General features: G+C 42.6%; 19 protein-coding genes and 1 pseudogene. All 20 read right to left on the reverse strand.

All coding sequences use genetic code 11. The features are described from left to right. Positions 1-3 precede the first annotated feature (3 nt). Complete coding sequence (locus T487_RS0111445) at positions 4-1,380, reverse strand: TadA family conjugal transfer-associated ATPase (protein ID WP_143004643.1); 1,377 nt, start codon at positions 1,378-1,380, stop codon at positions 4-6. Between the two features lie 34 nt (positions 1,381-1,414). Beyond that, on the reverse strand, positions 1,415-2,578 hold the full coding sequence (locus tag T487_RS0111450; protein ID WP_031577272.1) for a CpaE/TadZ family protein: 1,164 nt from the start codon (positions 2,576-2,578) through the stop codon (positions 1,415-1,417). After that, a complete protein-coding gene (cpaB, locus tag T487_RS0111455; protein WP_031577273.1) occupies positions 2,579-3,304 on the reverse strand; it encodes a Flp pilus assembly protein CpaB in 726 nt (241 codons plus the stop codon). It lies immediately after the preceding gene. Between the two features lie 89 nt (positions 3,305-3,393). Continuing rightward, positions 3,394-4,539: a pilus assembly protein TadG-related protein gene (locus tag T487_RS0111460; RefSeq protein ID WP_081827637.1), complete on the reverse strand. Its 1,146-nt coding sequence runs from the start codon at positions 4,537-4,539 to the stop codon at positions 3,394-3,396. 9 nt (positions 4,540-4,548) lie between these two features. Next, positions 4,549-4,962 (reverse strand): TadE family protein, encoded by a 414-nt coding sequence (locus T487_RS15515; protein WP_036909461.1) that lies wholly within the window; start codon positions 4,960-4,962, stop codon positions 4,549-4,551. A gap of 20 nt (positions 4,963-4,982) precedes the next feature. After that, entirely contained in the window at positions 4,983-5,552 is a 570-nt protein-coding gene (locus T487_RS16020) for an A24 family peptidase (RefSeq protein ID WP_051651687.1), read from the reverse strand. Positions 5,553-5,607: 55 nt separating this feature from the next. Further along, positions 5,608-5,808 (reverse strand): Flp family type IVb pilin, encoded by a 201-nt coding sequence (locus tag T487_RS16025; protein WP_074542662.1) that lies wholly within the window; start codon positions 5,806-5,808, stop codon positions 5,608-5,610. Between the two features lie 576 nt (positions 5,809-6,384). Next, complete coding sequence (gene ptsP, locus T487_RS0111485) at positions 6,385-8,001, reverse strand: phosphoenolpyruvate--protein phosphotransferase (protein ID WP_031577278.1); 1,617 nt, start codon at positions 7,999-8,001, stop codon at positions 6,385-6,387. Positions 8,002-8,047: 46 nt separating this feature from the next. After that, positions 8,048-8,617, reverse strand: coding sequence for a citrate lyase holo-[acyl-carrier protein] synthase (gene citX, locus T487_RS0111490; RefSeq protein WP_031577279.1), 570 nt, complete (start codon positions 8,615-8,617; stop codon positions 8,048-8,050). A 421-nt stretch (positions 8,618-9,038) separates the two neighbouring features. Beyond that, on the reverse strand, positions 9,039-9,953 hold the full coding sequence (gene eutC / locus T487_RS0111495; protein ID WP_031577280.1) for an ethanolamine ammonia-lyase subunit EutC: 915 nt from the start codon (positions 9,951-9,953) through the stop codon (positions 9,039-9,041). Positions 9,954-9,965: 12 nt separating this feature from the next. Then, the gene (eutB, locus tag T487_RS0111500; RefSeq protein WP_242848057.1) at positions 9,966-10,751 is read right to left on the reverse strand and encodes an ethanolamine ammonia-lyase subunit EutB; all 786 of its coding nucleotides are present in this window, start codon (positions 10,749-10,751) and stop codon (positions 9,966-9,968) included. Positions 10,752-10,895: 144 nt separating this feature from the next. After that, complete coding sequence (locus tag T487_RS0111505; RefSeq protein WP_031577282.1) at positions 10,896-12,020, reverse strand: RNA-guided endonuclease InsQ/TnpB family protein; 1,125 nt, start codon at positions 12,018-12,020, stop codon at positions 10,896-10,898. Then, positions 11,986-12,231: pseudogene (locus T487_RS15520) on the reverse strand (IS607 family transposase); the annotation flags it as partial. The gene T487_RS0111505 and the pseudogene T487_RS15520, both read right to left, overlap by 35 nt. A 171-nt stretch (positions 12,232-12,402) precedes the next feature. Then, positions 12,403-12,999, reverse strand: a complete 597-nt coding sequence (eutB, locus tag T487_RS0111515; RefSeq protein WP_081827641.1) for an ethanolamine ammonia-lyase subunit EutB — start codon at positions 12,997-12,999, stop codon at positions 12,403-12,405. A gap of 435 nt (positions 13,000-13,434) precedes the next feature. After that, positions 13,435-13,923 (reverse strand): NUDIX hydrolase, encoded by a 489-nt coding sequence (locus tag T487_RS0111520; RefSeq protein WP_031577285.1) that lies wholly within the window; start codon positions 13,921-13,923, stop codon positions 13,435-13,437. A 33-nt stretch (positions 13,924-13,956) separates the two neighbouring features. Continuing rightward, positions 13,957-14,481 carry a hypothetical protein gene (locus T487_RS0111525; protein ID WP_031577286.1) on the reverse strand — a complete coding sequence of 175 codons (525 nt, stop codon included), beginning with the start codon at positions 14,479-14,481 and terminating at the stop codon, positions 13,957-13,959. Further along, on the reverse strand, positions 14,474-15,184 hold the full coding sequence (locus T487_RS0111530) for a permease prefix domain 1-containing protein (protein WP_031577287.1): 711 nt from the start codon (positions 15,182-15,184) through the stop codon (positions 14,474-14,476). Before T487_RS0111530 ends, T487_RS0111525 begins: the two co-directional genes overlap by 8 nt. Then, positions 15,168-15,515 (reverse strand): PadR family transcriptional regulator, encoded by a 348-nt coding sequence (locus tag T487_RS0111535; protein ID WP_031577288.1) that lies wholly within the window; start codon positions 15,513-15,515, stop codon positions 15,168-15,170. The genes T487_RS0111530 and T487_RS0111535 overlap by 17 nt, the downstream gene beginning before the upstream one ends. A 140-nt stretch (positions 15,516-15,655) precedes the next feature. Next, positions 15,656-16,258: a hypothetical protein gene (locus T487_RS16030; RefSeq protein ID WP_051651690.1), complete on the reverse strand. Its 603-nt coding sequence runs from the start codon at positions 16,256-16,258 to the stop codon at positions 15,656-15,658. Positions 16,259-16,279: 21 nt separating this feature from the next. Beyond that, positions 16,280-17,275: a hypothetical protein gene (locus T487_RS0111545; protein ID WP_031577290.1), complete on the reverse strand. Its 996-nt coding sequence runs from the start codon at positions 17,273-17,275 to the stop codon at positions 16,280-16,282. Positions 17,276-17,283: the final 8 nt, after the last annotated feature.

Below are 17,283 nucleotides of genomic sequence, written 5' to 3' on the forward strand. Positions count from 1 at the left end.
TAACTACCTCCTCATCTGAGAGGAATCTGGTGGCACCTCATATTTTTTGAAAATGGCCGACGGCACATTTTCCCCATAGGTTTTCAGTTTATCAATGAACTTCGGTACAATGCCCGTAGCCACATGTTTTCCCATGACTTTTCCTGTTTCATCAAAGCCTTCCTGACGGAAGACGAAGATATCTTGTAGGGTGATGGTATCATTTTCCATACCCACCACTTCGGATACTTTTGTGATCTTTCTGGATCCATCATTAAATCTGGACACCTGCACAATGAGATCCAATGCCGATGCAATCTGCTCACGGATGGCTTTGGAGGGAAGCTCCATACCGGCCATCATGACCATGGTTTCCAATCTAGACAGAGTATCTCTTGGGGTATTGGCATGGATGGTTGTGAGAGAGCCGTCATGACCTGTATTCATAGCCTGAAGCATATCCAATGCTTCTGCCGAGCGGACCTCACCTACAACGATTCGATCCGGTCTCATACGAAGGGTGTTGACCACGAGATCTCTGATGGTAACTCTTCCTTTTCCTTCAATGTTTGCCGGTCGGCTTTCCAAGGTCAGCACATGTTCCTGCTGGAGCTGAAGCTCCGCCGCATCCTCCACAGTGATGATACGTTCATCATGAGGGATAAAGCTTGAGATGACATTCAGGAGCGTTGTTTTACCACTACCGGTACCACCAGAAACAATGACATTGCATCTCCCGCGGACACTGGCCCGTAAAAACTTTGCCATATCCATGTTGAGGGTTCCAAAGGTGATGAGGTCTTCTAATGTAAAGGGATCTGTGGAGAACTTTCGGATGGTGATGGTGGGACCTTTTATAGATAGTGGTGGAATGATGATATTCACACGGGATCCATCTGGGAGCCTCGCATCCACCATGGGACTGCTTTCATCCACACGTCTGCCTAAGGGTGCAATAATCTTATCGATGGTATGGAGCACATGCTGATCGTTTCTGAAGGTCACAGTGGTAGGTTCAATCTTACCGAAACGTTCAATATAAACATGGTTGGGACCATTGACCATAACTTCTGTTACAGAAGGGTCATGGAGATAAGAGGTTACCGGGCCATATCCGAAAACTTCATCCATGACATACTTAGTGATTTTCTGTTTGTCACTGATGAGCCAGTGCTTTCTGTGACGATTGGAAAGGTCATTGATGGAGGCACCAATCTGCTCTTTGATAATCCTTTCCTGCTCTTCCAGTTTGCTTTCGGGATTCATCACCACATCATCAATAACCGCTTCCAGCACCAGCGTTGCAAACTCTTCAATCTCTTTTTTCTTCTTCTCACTTTGTTCTTCCTGCTGATCCTTTTTCACATCTTGATTGTTTGGTCCAAAACTGTTCAGCATCATTACTCGTCACCTCTTTCTTCTTCTGACTTTGCTGTTAGGACTCTTTTCCATCTCCAATGGTCTTCACCATCTTATTGATGGATCTTGTGATGGAACCTCTGGGGTGCTTCGTTACATAAGGAATCCCCTGATTCAGTGTGGAAGTTGCCTTCTTATAGTCTGCAGGCACCACATACTGAATTTCATAGCCCAGTGTTTTTTCGATATCCTTGGGCCTGATTTCACTTCTTCTGCTCTGCTTGTTGAGAAGTACAGAGATTTTTGATTTCGGAAAATTGAAATCTACAAAAGTGGCAATGGCTCCTTTGACGTTTCTCACCGTTGCCACTTCGGGGGTCGTCAGAAGAAATACTTTCTCTGCAAACACAAAGGCTGGATTCACCGGGTCATAGAATCTGGAAGGCATATCCACAATGACATAATCATATGCCAGCTGAAGGTTCTTTAAAATCAGCTGAATATGCTCCGCATTGATGAACTCATTCATTCTGGGCTCAATATTTGCTGCCAGCACCTTAACTCCGGACTCATGACTGGTCATATAGGTGTTCAGGTATTCTAGATCCAGGTTCCGTATGTCATCCACCACATCTGAAATGGTATATCTAGGCGTAAGATTTAAGGCCAATGCAATGCTTCCGAAGTCCAGATCAAAATCTACTAAGGCAACTTTCTTCCCTGTATTCTTCGCAAGGGAAACCGCAAGGTTCGTGGAAAGAAAAGTCTTTCCCACACCCCCTTTGGTGCTGAAGATGGTGAAAATCTGCCCATATCCTGTTGATTTTCTCTGCTTGGATGGTGTCACTTTCTGAAACTCCATTCTCTTTCTGGTGAGCTTATTGGCCTGATAGATGGAGTCCACCAGCTTATTGGGTTTAATGGGAACCAAGACCACATCCTTTGCTCCAGAGAACAGTGCACGGTGCATGATGTCCTCATGGACTTCTGATTCAATAATAATCACCGCTTTGTCCATATATTCTGTGGTGACACGTTCGCAGAAGTCATATCCGTCTCCATTGTAGTTGGAAGAAACCAGAACCACATCCACATTCTCCACATCGATAATGGCCAGAGCATCTTCCATGGTATCTGCATCTCTTGCAATGGAGATGTAATCCACATTGGTAAGAATATTTTCTATGTCAAATTTCTCTTCCAGATTGGTACTTAAAATGAGTACTTTTATGGTATCCATCTACCTCGACCTCCATTCTGCAAAGTTATCCATGCCAAACTGAGTCAGGTTCACCGTCTCACCGTCCAGAGGATTTCTAAGGGTCATGTTGAGGGACCCGAACTGGCTGGCAAAAACCAGCACTTCTGCCTGCTCCGGGGTAACCAGGAGCGTCAGGCTGCTAGTGAGCCCGCCATTGGCTGCTAAGGCTTCAGGACTGTTTTGTGGATTGATGCCTTTCTTGATAATTTCAATATTCTGGAACTGTGTGATGGTAAGGGGTGTCGGGTTTATGCCTGGTTCTGTATACGTGGCAAGGATGTCTACTTTATCTCCTACAGTGATATATCCTGCTACTCCAGACACTTCTCCAATGGCCAGCGTCAATGCTCTCATGTTTTCAGGAATTAAATAGGCAAGCTCTGTACCTTCTTGATCGAAGGCGATTCTGCTTTTCAGCACCTGCTCCCCTGTGATGATTTCTGATTTTGTGATAAAGCCCACAATCTCCGCTGCTTCTTTTACAGCATCGGGATGCAGCGCATCTTCAGGAATGTTCGTCACCTGAAGCATCTCCTCTGTGATTCTAGTGTTTTCCGGAATGGTATTGATAGCTGTAACGACAGCTGCTGTTTTGATCTCCGGTGGTGGAGGCTCTTCAATACCAGAGATGTAGTTATAAAGCAGCGCCACCGTGATAAGTGCTAAAAGCACTGCAATGACCAGGACACGTTTTTTCAGTTTCACAGTTTCTCCCCTCTCTTTCATCCACTAAAACATAAAAAGGGTCCATCCGCGCTACGAGGAACACCCCTCCAGGCAGATGAACCACAAGCTTACTTCACGAGTTTGCTGTATTTTGCTGCATTGGGATCGACAGGTGACACATTCTGGTCACCTTGTTCAATCACTACGTCAAGCTCCCTTACTTCACCAGTCATTCTTCCTAAAATCGTTCCTTTTGGATAAGCAACGCCAACCACCGACTCTGGATAAGATTTTTCTTTCCCTATGCCGAGCGAACGATAGTCTGGTCCAAGCAAAGCATGTGGTGAACCAACTGCATTTTTATTTTTACTGGCACCATCTATAATGACATCCAGTATTTCAAACACTGCAAACTGCTTGATCTTAAAATACAGTTTACCACCTTTGTCTTTTTCAAATTCAGCTATTGGAATTAACCCATGCATATAGCTTTGTCTTTCCAATATAGTAGGGAGCGAATTTGCTGTCTTCATTCTTTCTTCAATGGCATTAATAGAGGATTGAGCGAGACCCGTCTTACCTTCAAAAATCTGGTCTACATACATTGTAATTTTTGAACTATCCCCCTCTATTGCCGCGTTAATGTCATCTTGGCCTGACCAAGCCGGATCAATGTAGATAAATCCAGTGTTGCTAGGATATTCTACCCCATTGATGACTATTTTCTCACTGTGCAAATACTGCTTTCCAGCTACATAGGATTCTTTAGTCAGATAGATCGGAATTAAGTGTCCTCCTGCTGTTTTTTTCACATAACCCCATGTTGCTGCCGCGGATGCACTGACATCTTGAGTGTTAAAACCCAACATCCTTGCAAAGAAAAGACTATCTGTTTTCCTTGGAGTTACAACAATAACATCTCGGTACTCTGATTTGCCATCTGCAAGTTCCACAGTCATTTTCGTAATCTCAACCGTAGGTTCACCCTCTGCTCCATTTCTTAAAGCGGTTTCTTTTGCAATTCTTATGGCTTCAGCCTTAATAGATGAAATCTTCAGCGCATCACTTACACCTAGAGATTTCTCCATTTCCTGTGCTCCAGCAAGAGCTCCTGCATCCGCAGCTGTCACCATCTGTCTTCTGGTGGTGTAGAGCATTCCCGCATCTACAACTAGGGCTGAAAAACCTAGAATTACCAAAAACAGAAAGAGAAGCATGAAAATACCCGCTGCGCCTTTATCATCTCGTACCAGCTTTTTGAGCAGCATTTCCATTCTCCTCCTTTATTCAATCCGCATAACCGCTTTTGCCTGAATTTCCACTGGACCTGTAAAAAATAAACCTACTAGGGGATTAACCAATCCCTTGATTTCAACAATCGCATTATTGGTGTTATTGATGATCTCATTGTTGGTCGAATACTTAAAATGTGCAATATCATTTGGAATTGTGATACCGCTCACACCTGCTACCGCTTCCGAGGATGCAATATAGGCACGGTTTCTTTGATCTATGGTGGACACTACCGCAACACGAGCTCCTTCACGGGCCGCACTGGTCAGTGTAATCTTCGCATTAAAGAGCCATCCAAATTCCAGAATGCCAAGAAGAACGAATAAAACCAAAGGAATTGCGATGGCAAACTCTACAATTCCCTGGCCATCATCCTCTTTCATTCTCTTCCATCTTCTTAACATAACCTTTCACCTCATTTGGTTCAAAAAAAACTGGGAATCCAATTGGTATAGACCAAAGCCGCTCCAATGGCAATGGGTATTGCATAGGGGATATAGAGCTTTCCGGATCTTACTTCATCCTTTTTCAGCGATCCATACCATTCAATAAATTTGTGGTACCCCGTCAGTCGATAAAGAAATTTCAGCAGCGGACTTATGAGAAAACCTCCAAATAGCCTGAGTGATGCACCTAACCCTCTTTTATAGATACCATATCCAAGGGCGATAATCCCGCCAACAATGGCAGTGTAGATAAAGGTCATGAACACAAATCTTGTTCCCATAACCGCCCCTATGGCTGCCATGAGCTTCACATCTCCAGCTCCCATACCACCAAAGAAAAATGGAGGAAGGAATATGAGAAATCCTGCAGTGAACCCTAAAAGGCTGGACCATAGTCCAGAAAACCCAAAATAAACAGTTGAAAGGATCACTCCTATTGCTATGGTTGGAACTGTAATCTTATTGGGGATTTTCTGAGTCCGAAAGTCATGGTAAACACTCATGACGAGTAAAAGAAATAACAGAACTGTGAAGATTGTTTCCGCCATGTGTACCGCCACCTTCTAGTGTAGTAAAGCCCCCCTGATGAGGGGGGCTTTTGAATCAATTATTGGTTGGTGTCTTAATAGCAGCATTTCCAGCATTTATACTGCTGCTAATTCTATTGAAGATTGCTTCTAACTGTGGTCTGAAAACAGTTATAACACCTAGTGCAATTACTACCATCAATAGCAAGATGAGTCCATACTCAACAAGTCCCTGTCCTTCTTCTTCTTTCCAGATTCTTTTTAGTAGATCCATCATTCTCTCTCCTTTTTAATAGAATAAATAAAACAGCAACGTTTTTTATACCCTCATTCTAAACTCGTCTGATTATTTTGTCAATTGATTTTGTATGAATTATCCTATTTTATTAAGTTTAAACTAAACAAATTGACCCCAATCGACATAAAAACTTAAAATAATCTCAAATACTCAGAATTATACACATCTGTATAATTTAAGAATTAATTATATTAAATATTTAAACAACTGTAACTATTCGCTAATTTTTTTAAATCGCCATGGGGTTTTTCACAATAATTCTGATAATTGATGTGCTATAAACAATCTATTAAACCACAAGTGGAATCCCTTGAAATCAAAGCTATAAAACCTTATCCTTTTCACTATCTTATCAATGTCCCCGTTAGAATATCCAATCATTTTATGACTATCTGCTATCACCAACAGCATTAATTCAACGATTTCCGAAGAGTAGTCTCCTCATTTCTAAATCTCATTGATTGTTCACTATAATATTCTTTTAGAAAAGACAAAAAAAAAAGAAGCCAGCGTTTAAACTGACTTCTTCTGTCTATTTCTTTGATACTTTTACTTCTATTCCTGTTCGAGAATAACCTGCTTCGCTCTTAATACGGAGGAAGCAGACATGGAGAACTCATCCAGGCCATACTCCACAAGTGTTGGAATTGCAGTCTCATCTCCTGCCATTTCCCCACACATTCCACACCATTTCCCCTGGGAATGCGCTCCATCAATGGTCATCTTGATCAGTCTCAGCACTGCTGGATGCATTGGATCGTAAAGGTAAGAAACCTTCTCACTCATACGGTCAGCAGCCAAGGTGTACTGAATCAGGTCGTTGGTGCCGATGGAGAAGAAATCCACATGCTTTGCCAGTTCATCCGCCATAACAGCAGCTGCTGGAATTTCCACCATGATGCCCCACTCGATGGATTCAGAAACTTCATGACCTTCAGCCTTCAGTTCCACAGTACATTCTTCCACCAGTTCTTTAGATTTCTGGAACTCACTAAGAGAAGACACCATTGGGAACATCACCTTAAGGTTTCCGTAAACAGATGCTCTTAAAAGGGCTCTCAGCTGAATCTTAAATAAATCTGTACGGTCCAGACACAATCTGATGGCACGGTAGCCGAGGAACGGATTCATCTCATTAGGCATAGCCAGGTAAGGCAGCTGTTTGTCTCCACCGATGTCCAGTGTTCTGATGACTACAGGTTTCCCTTCCATCTTCTCCAACACATACTTATAGGATTCAAACTGTTCTTCTTCCGTTGGCATGTCATCTCTGTCCATATAGAGGAACTCAGTACGGAAGAGCCCTATGCCATCTGCACCATTTTCCAGAACCTTATGTACATCTTCAGGCTTTCCAATGTTTCCCGCCACTTCAATACGCTTGCCGGACTTGGTCTTAGCTTTCACATCCACCAGCTTCTTCAGTTCTTCCTTTTCCTGATTGTAAGCTTCTTGAAGAGCCACATACTTTGTTACAGTTTCATGATCCGGATCAATGATGACCCTTCCTTCAATTCCATCCACAATGAGAATATCTCCATTCTGAACAGTTTCTGTGATGTCATGAAGACCCACTACTGCAGGAATCTCCAAGGTTCTTGCCATGATGGCACTATGGGAGGTTCTTCCACCGATATTTGTAAGGAACGCAATAACCTTTTCCTTATCCAGCTGCGCTGTATCAGAAGGCGTCAGATCATGAGCAATGACAATGGTATTGGTTTCCGCAATATCAAAGCTGTCTTCAATACCTGCAAGATTGTTCATCAGTCGCTTGGCAACGTCCTTGATGTCCGCAGCACGTTCTCTCATATACTCATCTTCCATGGATTCAAAAATCGCCACATAGCTGCTGCTCACATCACTTGCTGCTTTCAGCGCATTGAGATTGTTGTTCTCAATTTCTCCTTCAATGGCTCCCATAAACTCAGGATCATCAAAAAGCATCAGATGCGCCTCAAATACCATAGCCTTTTCTTCACCCATGGAATCCAGTGCCTTCTTCTTGATTTTCTCTAGTTGGACCTTGGACTTTTCGCAGGCCTTCCTTAAAAGATCCTTCTCCTTGGCCACATCCTGGATCTTCTCATCCGTGATGTTCAGCTCCACATGTTTTTTGATAAATGCTTGTCCGATGGCATAGCCTCTTGAGGCCGGTATTCCGATTTTCATTTTACCCCTCCAATATATTCGTATTGCAATATGATTTTTGGTTCTCTTACTTCAATGTCAAATCGTGGTCTTCCAGGTACTGTGAAACCATCTCTTCCATATAATCCACCAGTTCTTCCACCGGATGACTCTTCTCTTTGGCACAAACCTTGGCCGCTCTGTCACATAGAAAACACTTTCTTGGTTCATAGGAAAGTTCGATTCTCCCCACTGCATAGTCTTCGTCGGTATCATAGACATCGATGTCCACAAACCTTCCCAGATCATGCTGCTGCTCAATGAAAATAGAGTTCTCCTTCAGGGTTCTGGCATCACCTTTCACCACATAGAACATGGTGGGTCCTTCTGGAGTCTCATAGACTTCATGGATGAGTATTTTCTCTTTGAAAATTTCTCCAATGGTTTTTGAGATTTCTGCATTAATGAGTCTAGTGATGTCGTTGTTCTTCTCCACGCCGGGATAATTTGCCCGGACCGTCAGTACAGGATACATATGCACCTTATGAAGGTTTTCGATGATGGTGCATTTCTTCTCCTGATATCGTACGAGTTCCTCATATCCTTCTTTTGTCATTCTCTTTAGTGCAGGCATTTCTTTTGTTCTTGGCTTCTCCAAATGGTTCCTCTCCTTGCCCTCTTAGTGCGAAACGTGACACAAGAAAAAACACAACCGTTTACTTCATTATATCACAGGTTTTTTACTCAACTGACAGAAAGAAATTGAAAAAAAAGAAATCACCAAAAGGAACTAAATCGTTCCCCCCGGTGATTTTAGTTTTTCAACTACATATTCATCTACTCATAGTTTATAGGAGAAAGGGACGGGAATCAAGAAATGTTTCAAAAAAACTGCAATTTTTAACCTCATTTCTCTTGAAAAATGACAAATTTCCTGCGAAAAGCATCGATTCCCTTCTCCCAGATTGAAAAACACGAACGGGAGAAAACCACAGTTCGGATTTTTCCACTCACCTTAAAAAAACAGCTGCACAAAAAAACAGAATCAGAAGTTTTCCTCTGACTCTGTAAATCAAAAACTACACCATCTTGAACTCTGTGCCTGAGATCTTCTGCTCCATCATTCTTTTTACGACACTGGCCAGATGAGCTCCCGCCTCAGAAGGATTGATGCCATTTTCATGGATGTTCGAAATGACATTTCGAAGGGACTCCGGCATACCTACTTTCCCCTTATAGGAAAGATAAGCACTCATAGAGGCAAAGGTCGAAAGACCTGGCCTTTCTCCGATGAGCATGATGGTTACCTTCGGCTGCAGTAGCTCTGTGATGACATCCATGGCAGGGACTCTTGCATACTTCACGTATAAAGGTGTGCCACTAGTCAGTCCCTCGATCTTCAGCCCCTGGACTAGAGCCTGATAGACGCTGGAGGTATTTTTCTCCATGGCTGTGCTGGACAGACCTTCCGAGAGGATGATCTGCACATCTACATTTTTGATGCAGTTTTCTAAAATATGCTTCTTCGTCTCTTCATCAAACATCCTGCCCAGGTCCGGTCTTGACAGATATTCATCCTTATCTTGGCACTGGGTTTTTACCATGACCATCTGAAGGTCTTTGGCGATGCCCTCCGGTGCTTCTGATAAAGCAGCATCATAAGCCCCTGCATGGTCCATGAGCATTCTTAAGTAGGCTTTTGTTCTATATCTAGGACCACATCTTCCAAGACCCATTCTGGCATCGGTCTTTTTCTTGATTCTTAAAAATTCTGGCCCATTCACAGGATTCTCAAAATCCAGATAGGAAGTATAGTCATCCAGAAGGATATCCGGAATCACATCGTCTTCCACCACTGTACCTTGAGGTGCTTTTGCTGATTCTAGAGTTTTTGGCTCTTCTTCCAGCGGTGTGCTCTTTCTGAGGTTTTCATCACTATTCTTCATGGCTTCCAAAACTTCTTCAATGATTCTTTTCAGCTCTACATCATTCATGTTCATCGCCTCCTACAAGAAGATGGAAGCGTCGCCTGCCATGGCAGTGAGCTTTCCATGTTCATCCATGAGTCCCTTTTTCATGAGCCATCTGTGGAACTCCGGTGCGGGTTTTTTCCCCATGAGCTCCCGAAGACAGGCATCATCATGAAAACTGGTGTCCTGATAGGCAAGCATGACATCATCCCCATGGGGAATCCCCATGAAGAAATTCGCACCTGCCATGGTAAGAAGCATGGTACCGATCTGCTGATCGTCCATATTGATTGGGGTATGATTTGTAAAGCAAGGGGCCATACCCATGGGCAGTCCCATGAGTTTTCCCATGAAATGGTCTTCGAGGTTCGCCCGGATCATTTCCTTGCCATCATAGATGGTCTCCGGTCCAATGAATCCACTGACATTGTTCACCATGAATGGATCAAAATATCTGGCAAATCCGTAGGTTCTGGCTTCCAGCGTCATTTCATCGACGCCTTCATCAGCATCCACAGACACTTCGGAGCCCTGCCCGGTTTCAAAGTATAGAAGGTTCAGCCCAGAACTGATGCCAAACTCAAAGGCCACCTGATAAGCTTCCTGTATGAGTTTTTTTGTGACACCGAAGCTGTCGTTGGTTTTCTCTGTTCCGGCAATGGACTGGAAGATCATGGAATGAGGTGTACCTCTTCTCATGGTATCCATTTGGGTCGTGATGTGGGACAGCACTGTAATCTGCGTTGGCACATCGTATTTTTTCACAAACTCAAAGACTTTCTGTGCAATGCGGTTGGTGCTTTCAAAGTTATCCGTTGCCAAAACATTATAGAACTCTATAGTTATGTTTCATTCCCCATTCATCGTGTCCGATTTTGCCTAGGCTACTTTCGTTTTGTGTAACACTCCAAGGGCGTAAATTCCCATACAACGCATGGTACATATTAACAGCTATCTTTCAGGTGATTATGCTGCTAATCCATATCTCGAAAGATTTATACTTGCGTTATAATCCCTGTCTATAACACAATTACATTCATCACAGATATAAGTCCTTTCTGATAGTGACAGTCTTGTTTTTACATTCCCACACTCACTACAGGTCTTGGATGATGGATACCAGGTGTCAACCTCTACAAATTCTATCCCATTAAACTCACACTTATACTTCATCTGCCTTCTGAACTCGTATAAGCCTTGCTTCCCAATAGCCTTTGCTAAGTGTCTATTACTCATCATACCTCTAATATTAAGAGTCTCCATAACAACTCGAGATGGTTTGGTTTTCACGATCTCACTTGTCGTCTGGTGCAAATAGTTACTTCTTATATTACTAATTTCCCTATGAACCAACTTAATCTGCTTCTCCAGTTTCACTATGTTACTGGTTTTTACGAACTTTCCTCCGCTCTTATTCATTTCATATTTCCTGGACACCTGACGCTGTAACCTACGTAGCTTCTTCTCCTTCTTCCTCATCCCTTTACTTTTGTTTATATTCTTATATACCTTTCCACTAGAACACACTGCCAGATCTTTAATCCCAACATCAATACCTAAGCTCTCACCAGTCAATTCTAACTCAGGCTTTTCCATTTCTACCCCAACAGCTACATACCAATATTTCCCATCATAGGAAACTCTGGGGTTTCTGTACTTCTTCCCCAATGGAATCTGATTTTTCTTTATACTTACCCAACCAACCTTCTCTAATAATACACTGCTCTCCCTGAATTTAATTTTCATATTGTCATTGTAAAATGAAGGCTTTGACCTTTTTCTACTCTTAAACTTCGGTTTTTCAGATACCTTCTTAAAGTACCTCTTGTAAGCATCACAGGCATCTTTTACAGCCTGCTTTGCTACATTGTTTGAAACCTCACTTAACCACCTGTACTCCTCTTCCTTCTTCATCTGAGTAATCTCTTTCCTCAATTCATTGTCAGAAATGAATTTATTTCCATTGTTATAGTTTTCTTCTTGTCTCGCTAGAGTCCAATTATACACAAACCTAGCAGTGCCAGCAGATCTCCATAAGGCCTTCTCCTGCTCTTCACTAGGAAATAGCCTCACTTTCCTCCCCAGGATCATTCTCTAACAACTCCTTCATCATCTTCTTTACCTTATTTGCTCTCTTTCCCTGAAGCCTACAGCTGAATACAATCACAATTTGAATTAAATCCTCAACCAGCTCCTGTTCCTCAGTTTTCTCGGTGTTGTCTATTATTTCAATAGTAGTGCCATATTTTTCACATAAATTCTCTACCAACTCAAACCCAAATCTTAATAACCTATCCTTGTACTTTTAACTTCAACACCTCTTATACCTAAGAAATGATTTAGCTGTTCCTGATTAGCTCTGCAAATTCATCAATCGTATACTACTTCATATAATCACCTTTCTTCTAGAATAACCTAAACATTGAAATAATTAAATGTATTTATATAAACTCTTGTAATGTTATAGTCACTGTTATTCTACCTCCACAGGATTGATCCCGATGCAAGCATCTCCAGAACCAAAGGATATCCCTTCCATCACGCCTAAAATGATGGTTTCTGGATTATCTGTGGTGCTGTTGGCCTGAATGCGGTAGGACAGGGTCCCCGGGTGACCGATCTCTGTGTTGCATCTGGTGATTTTATGGATTTTGCTGGCACCATAGACCAGGTCCATGGAACTCATGAGCTTTGCTACCCCTGCTGCCACTTCTCCACTGATGCCTCTGGAGATTCTCTTCAGATCATCATTGGTGGTCTTATGGTCCAGGATGAGTTCCCGTAAGCTTCCTATGGACATTCTTCGGATGCTCTCATAGGTCTTTTTGTTCATGCCATCCAGATTCACTCGGGTGACTTCATCTTTTTCATAGGGTACTGTTGGATTCTCCACAAGATCCTCCACCAGCATCTCCGATAACACGACCTTAGCCGCAACTCTTTCTGTTTCATCACTGGCTGCAATCTTCTGCAGCCTGTCACCGGCCTTGGGCTCATTGGCCTTGGCCAGCACGTCTTTCACATCTTTAAACTGGTATTTTTTTCCGTTGACAATTGTTTTGAGTTTCATGCTGCGCTCCTTTACATGGTACTTAACCGGAATCATGGCCTTCCGGTCAGCGTGTACTTTAACTCCTGCACATGAGGTGGCAGCATAGTAAAGAATACCCACCCGCACTCTTTAGACTGCCTTTTCTATTCACCTGGTACAAAACAACGGAAAACAACATAGAATAAGACCCGCCACCTGTTTAAAAGGACTATATCTGAATTGATGAGTACATTTTCTATATACCATCTATCTCCGTGCCAAGTCTTCTATGTTATGTCGCTATTGTAGCAATGATTGAATTTTCTGTCAATAAATTGTTGAAGTCCTTTACGATGCTCTGTTATGGGCGTTAGAGCATCTTTACGCACTCAAAAAGAGCACCCGAAGGTGCTCCATAAACAAGGATACAATTTCTTGTTTATTCTGATTAGTAACAGCTCGAATCGTCTTATGCTAATCAAAGTTTAAGAATTCTCTTAGTCTTTCTCTTTGTGGCGGAATCGCTTCTGAAGAGTTCAAAAACCTGAGAAACTCCTCTTCTTTTAACCATTGGTATCCAATAGTCTCCCCTTCCTGAAGCTTCACAGAGGCCTTGTCACAATCTGTAATGACCAGATAACTGATAAATATCGTATTCTCTGTGCGCTGCCATCCAATCTCCTGAAATGAAATCCCTGTTAGGCCAGTTTCTTCTAGAAGCTCCCGCTTGGCTGCCTCCAGTGCTGTTTCACCCTTTAGAGCACTTCCCCCTGCCGTCGCTTCCATCCACCCGGGGTATCCTTCCTTCTGAAAGTCCCGCTGCATGAGAAGATAGTCTCCATCCACATGCCTCACAAGCATCTCAGAAACCAGATGATATAGCCCTAGAGGAATGGGCTCCCCACGGATGAGTTCTCTTTCAGCCCTTCTTCCATCTTGATCATACGCGTCCCAAATTTCCATACGTTATCACCTCTCAGTACTTAACTCGATTTATCATCTTAATCGTTCTTCTTCAAAAATCACAGCACCTGATGCATCATAGGCCATGATTTTCCGAAATTCAGCATCTTCCTCCCAAGAAAGTATAAAGAATCCCTCATGAAAATCACTTTGAGTCAGTATTGAACCGTCTGATGTATATACTTCAATCTTAGCAATCTTTGAGTCAGTGATAATCCCGTAAGCATGAAAACCATAATCTGATTGGGACCATACATAAGTAAGTGGCTGATTTTCCTTAATCTCTATTCCTGTATAAGCATTTCCGATCCGCCAAAAGATTCCGAAGACCCGATTGATTTCAGACTGTGAGATCCACTGTTCATATCTCCCAACAATGTACTTTCCACCTGAAAAACTTTCCATATAGACTACCTCAGAAGGACCATAATGGTTGCTCCGTTCAGAGGCCCTAAATGCGGTCATTGGGTCCAGATAGAGATAACTTCTTGTGAACAGAAGAAAGGAAAAACCAATAAGTAAAATAGTATTTCTTATGATCTTCTGTTTTCTATTCATGAGCACCACCTGCCTGTAGAGGGATTTCGAACTTATAATATCTGTTGTAGTAGTCATATTCTATATTGAGCATCTTTGCTTCTTCCGGGAAGCCGTGAATCGTCCGTAAGCTTTTTGAAAAAATCCCCCCGGTAGAAAATCCTGAACCATCAAAATAATCTTTTCCCGTTTCATCCGTGATAATGCCCAAATTTCCAAAGGACCAGCCCCATCCCCAAAGCCTGGTATCCACATCGCTGTAGATGATATGTAGATCTCCGTTTTTTTCATAGATGATTTCTTCCACTGTGATGATACGATCGTCAATCTTTCTCTTCTCATTCACTTCAATGGAATAAAGAATATTTTCTTTGGGAATGGTCTTGGATGGATTCCGACCAAAAAAAGACATGCCAAAAGGAACCATAATCGTAAAGATCAAATAGAGGCTTCCTACAAAAAGCAATACGTTCGAACTATACAGAATCCAACCGATGATAGGATTATGCTCCTTATTGAGCGCTTTTCCAATTTCCTCGGGATCCCCAAAATTCTCCAAAGCCATTTTCTCAGCTTCTTTAGGAGTGTAGCCTTCTGATATATAGTCTTCCATGCGCTCCTCCAGATGACTTCTGAGCTCTTTATCGATGAACTCATGATCAAAGGAGAACTTCACCTGAGAAAGCACCTCTTTCAGATAGCTCTCTTTATCTTGCCAGCTCATACTGTCCCCCAAAAACAACCTTTTCCACAGACTCGGTAAAGACATTCCACTGCTCTTTTTCAAGAGCCAGCTGTTTTTTTCCTTTCACCGTGATCTGATAATACTTCCTTTCTCTTCCCGCATCCCCTTTGGACAGATAGGACTTCAGCCATCCCATATTCTCCATCTTATGCAGCACTGGATAGAGCGTTCCCTCTTTGAACTGGAAAGAGCTGTCCGAGCGAAGCTCCAGCTCCTTGATGATCTCATAGCCATACATATCCTGATTGGAAAGAAGAGACAGAAGGAGCAGCGCCGTGGTTCCACCCAATAGATTTTTATCAAAATTCATGAGAAATCCTCCTTTCTTTATACCTAGACCTTCTATGATTAGGATACCTTGAACTTCTAGGTATGTCAATGAGAAACTTTTCCATTTTACCATGCGAAAAAATCCGCCAGCCTTTGCCAGCGGATCTCATTATAGGTAGGCTATTCTTCTGGAAGAAAACTTTCCTCAATGATTTCTTCTGTATCAGCATCCACATATTTTAGGTGAAGCTCCACTTCTTCCCCCTGGAATGTCTGATAGAATCCTACAGATAGAAGAATCGTAAACCCAGAAAAATCAAATGCATTCTCATATCCTGCCCGGTCCACATATACTTCCACTTCTTTGTATCCATTGTTTGTTCTGATGTCTTTGATATACGGCGTATCTTCCCCTTCGATAAGCTCATTGAAAGATTCTTTGATGCTTTCAGACATCTCTTCCATCATCTCATTATGCTTACCCCGGGACATCTTGATCCAAAGAGAACCATCCTCCATGACCTTTGCATCAGAAAAATCCGGATTCTCCTTTAGATACACTTCTCTGTCAAAGCCGCTGAGGTCTCCTGCCATGTCTGGAGGCAAGGTCACCTCAACACTGAGTAGGTTTTTCTCCACATTGGGTCCAGCTGACTCTTCTTCCTCTCCTTCTGTCCCTACTGATGATCCCTCTTGAGGTTCCTTCACTTCTTCTTTCTTTGAGCATCCAAAACTGAATGCGATCAGCAGCAGTATAAACGCTGCAATAATTTTACTTTTCATTCCTTCCCCTCCAATCCTTACTTAATTCAAATTGTCTGCTCTGATATAGAAATCAGAATTCGTATTAAACATATTGTCCTTGAACGCCAATACAAGGCTTCCGCTGTCCTTGTGGGTGCCAAAGAACATCACTGCGTTGCTCTTTGCGCCCTTGATTGTCTCACTGGGATATTCATCTGAGAAGTTGGGATACACATATCCTGTATTTCCTTGTTCATCAATGAGGGTGAAGGAGTACTCTGAAATGTACACCGGTTCTTCCATGCTCACATTGGCATAGCTGTAGGCGATCTTATAGACGGCTTCTGGTTTTTTTGCTTCATATTCATTTCTTTCAGTAGTTTTTTCAACAGAGTCTATGGTTACAGTGTATACACCGTCCTCTGTGGTGATTTCAATGGTTTCTCCAACTGAATAGGTATTCTCGTACTCCGGCAATGCCCCGTTCAGATTCACTTCAGCCTCACTCCCAATTGGCAGGGAAAACACACAATCGGACTGAGATGAAAAGAAGTTGTCATAATAATGAACCTCAATCTTGCTGCTTTTTTCAGTGGTACCCACAGCGAAGGAAGCAAGGGTTTTCGCTCCCATAGGCGTATGTTCCGGACTGAATCCAGAATCAACCGGATAAGTGTCCATCATGTTGCCGCCTTCATCCACCAGCTTGAACTCCATATCAGAAATATAGATTTCATCCTCACTGCGAAGATTCTCATATAGATACTCAATGAGAAGCACCTGCTCCACTTCTTTCTCCGAGAACTCATTTCGCTCTTCCGTTTCCTTCACACTGACAATGGTCAATGCATACTGGTCATCAAAAGTGATCCGGTCTCCAATGGTATACACAACATCCTCATCCGGTTCATCCACAGCATCTTCCGGGGTATCCACAGGTTCTTCCTTCTTCACCGGCACATCCCCATCGGTTTTCTTCACGGATTCTACACTGGAACCGCACCCAGAGAGTGCAAGAATAGAGAAAAGCACTACCGCAATCCAATTTTTTTTCATTTTCATTC

It is taken from the genome of Proteiniclasticum ruminis DSM 24773, assembly GCF_000701905.1.
In the GTDB taxonomy this organism is placed as follows: domain Bacteria; phylum Bacillota; class Clostridia; order Clostridiales; family Clostridiaceae; genus Proteiniclasticum; species Proteiniclasticum ruminis.

Bases quoted from the DNA above. Each gene is read 5' to 3' on its own strand.
- T487_RS0111445 (WP_143004643.1), bottom strand. From the start codon at position 1,380: ATGATGCTGAACAGTTTTGGACCAAACAATCAAGATGTGAAAAAGGAT.
- T487_RS0111450 (WP_031577272.1), bottom strand. From the start codon at position 2,578: ATGGATACCATAAAAGTACTCATTTTAAGTACCAATCTGGAAGAGAAA.
- T487_RS0111460 (WP_081827637.1), bottom strand. From the start codon at position 4,539: ATGGAAATGCTGCTCAAAAAGCTGGTACGAGATGATAAAGGCGCAGCG.
- T487_RS15515 (WP_036909461.1), bottom strand. From the start codon at position 4,962: ATGTTAAGAAGATGGAAGAGAATGAAAGAGGATGATGGCCAGGGAATT.
- T487_RS16020 (WP_051651687.1), bottom strand. From the start codon at position 5,552: ATGGCGGAAACAATCTTCACAGTTCTGTTATTTCTTTTACTCGTCATG.
- T487_RS16025 (WP_074542662.1), bottom strand. From the start codon at position 5,808: ATGATGGATCTACTAAAAAGAATCTGGAAAGAAGAAGAAGGACAGGGA.
- ptsP (WP_031577278.1), bottom strand. From the start codon at position 8,001: ATGAAAATCGGAATACCGGCCTCAAGAGGCTATGCCATCGGACAAGCA.
- eutC (WP_031577280.1), bottom strand. From the start codon at position 9,953: ATGAATGATGTAGAGCTGAAAAGAATCATTGAAGAAGTTTTGGAAGCC.
- T487_RS0111505 (WP_031577282.1), bottom strand. From the start codon at position 12,020: ATGATCCTGGGGAGGAAAGTGAGGCTATTTCCTAGTGAAGAGCAGGAG.
- eutB (WP_081827641.1), bottom strand. From the start codon at position 12,999: ATGAAACTCAAAACAATTGTCAACGGAAAAAAATACCAGTTTAAAGAT.
- T487_RS0111520 (WP_031577285.1), bottom strand. From the start codon at position 13,923: ATGGAAATTTGGGACGCGTATGATCAAGATGGAAGAAGGGCTGAAAGA.
- T487_RS0111525 (WP_031577286.1), bottom strand. From the start codon at position 14,481: ATGAATAGAAAACAGAAGATCATAAGAAATACTATTTTACTTATTGGT.
- T487_RS0111530 (WP_031577287.1), bottom strand. From the start codon at position 15,184: ATGAGCTGGCAAGATAAAGAGAGCTATCTGAAAGAGGTGCTTTCTCAG.
- T487_RS0111535 (WP_031577288.1), bottom strand. From the start codon at position 15,515: ATGAATTTTGATAAAAATCTATTGGGTGGAACCACGGCGCTGCTCCTT.
- T487_RS16030 (WP_051651690.1), bottom strand. From the start codon at position 16,258: ATGAAAAGTAAAATTATTGCAGCGTTTATACTGCTGCTGATCGCATTC.
- T487_RS0111545 (WP_031577290.1), bottom strand. From the start codon at position 17,275: ATGAAAAAAAATTGGATTGCGGTAGTGCTTTTCTCTATTCTTGCACTC.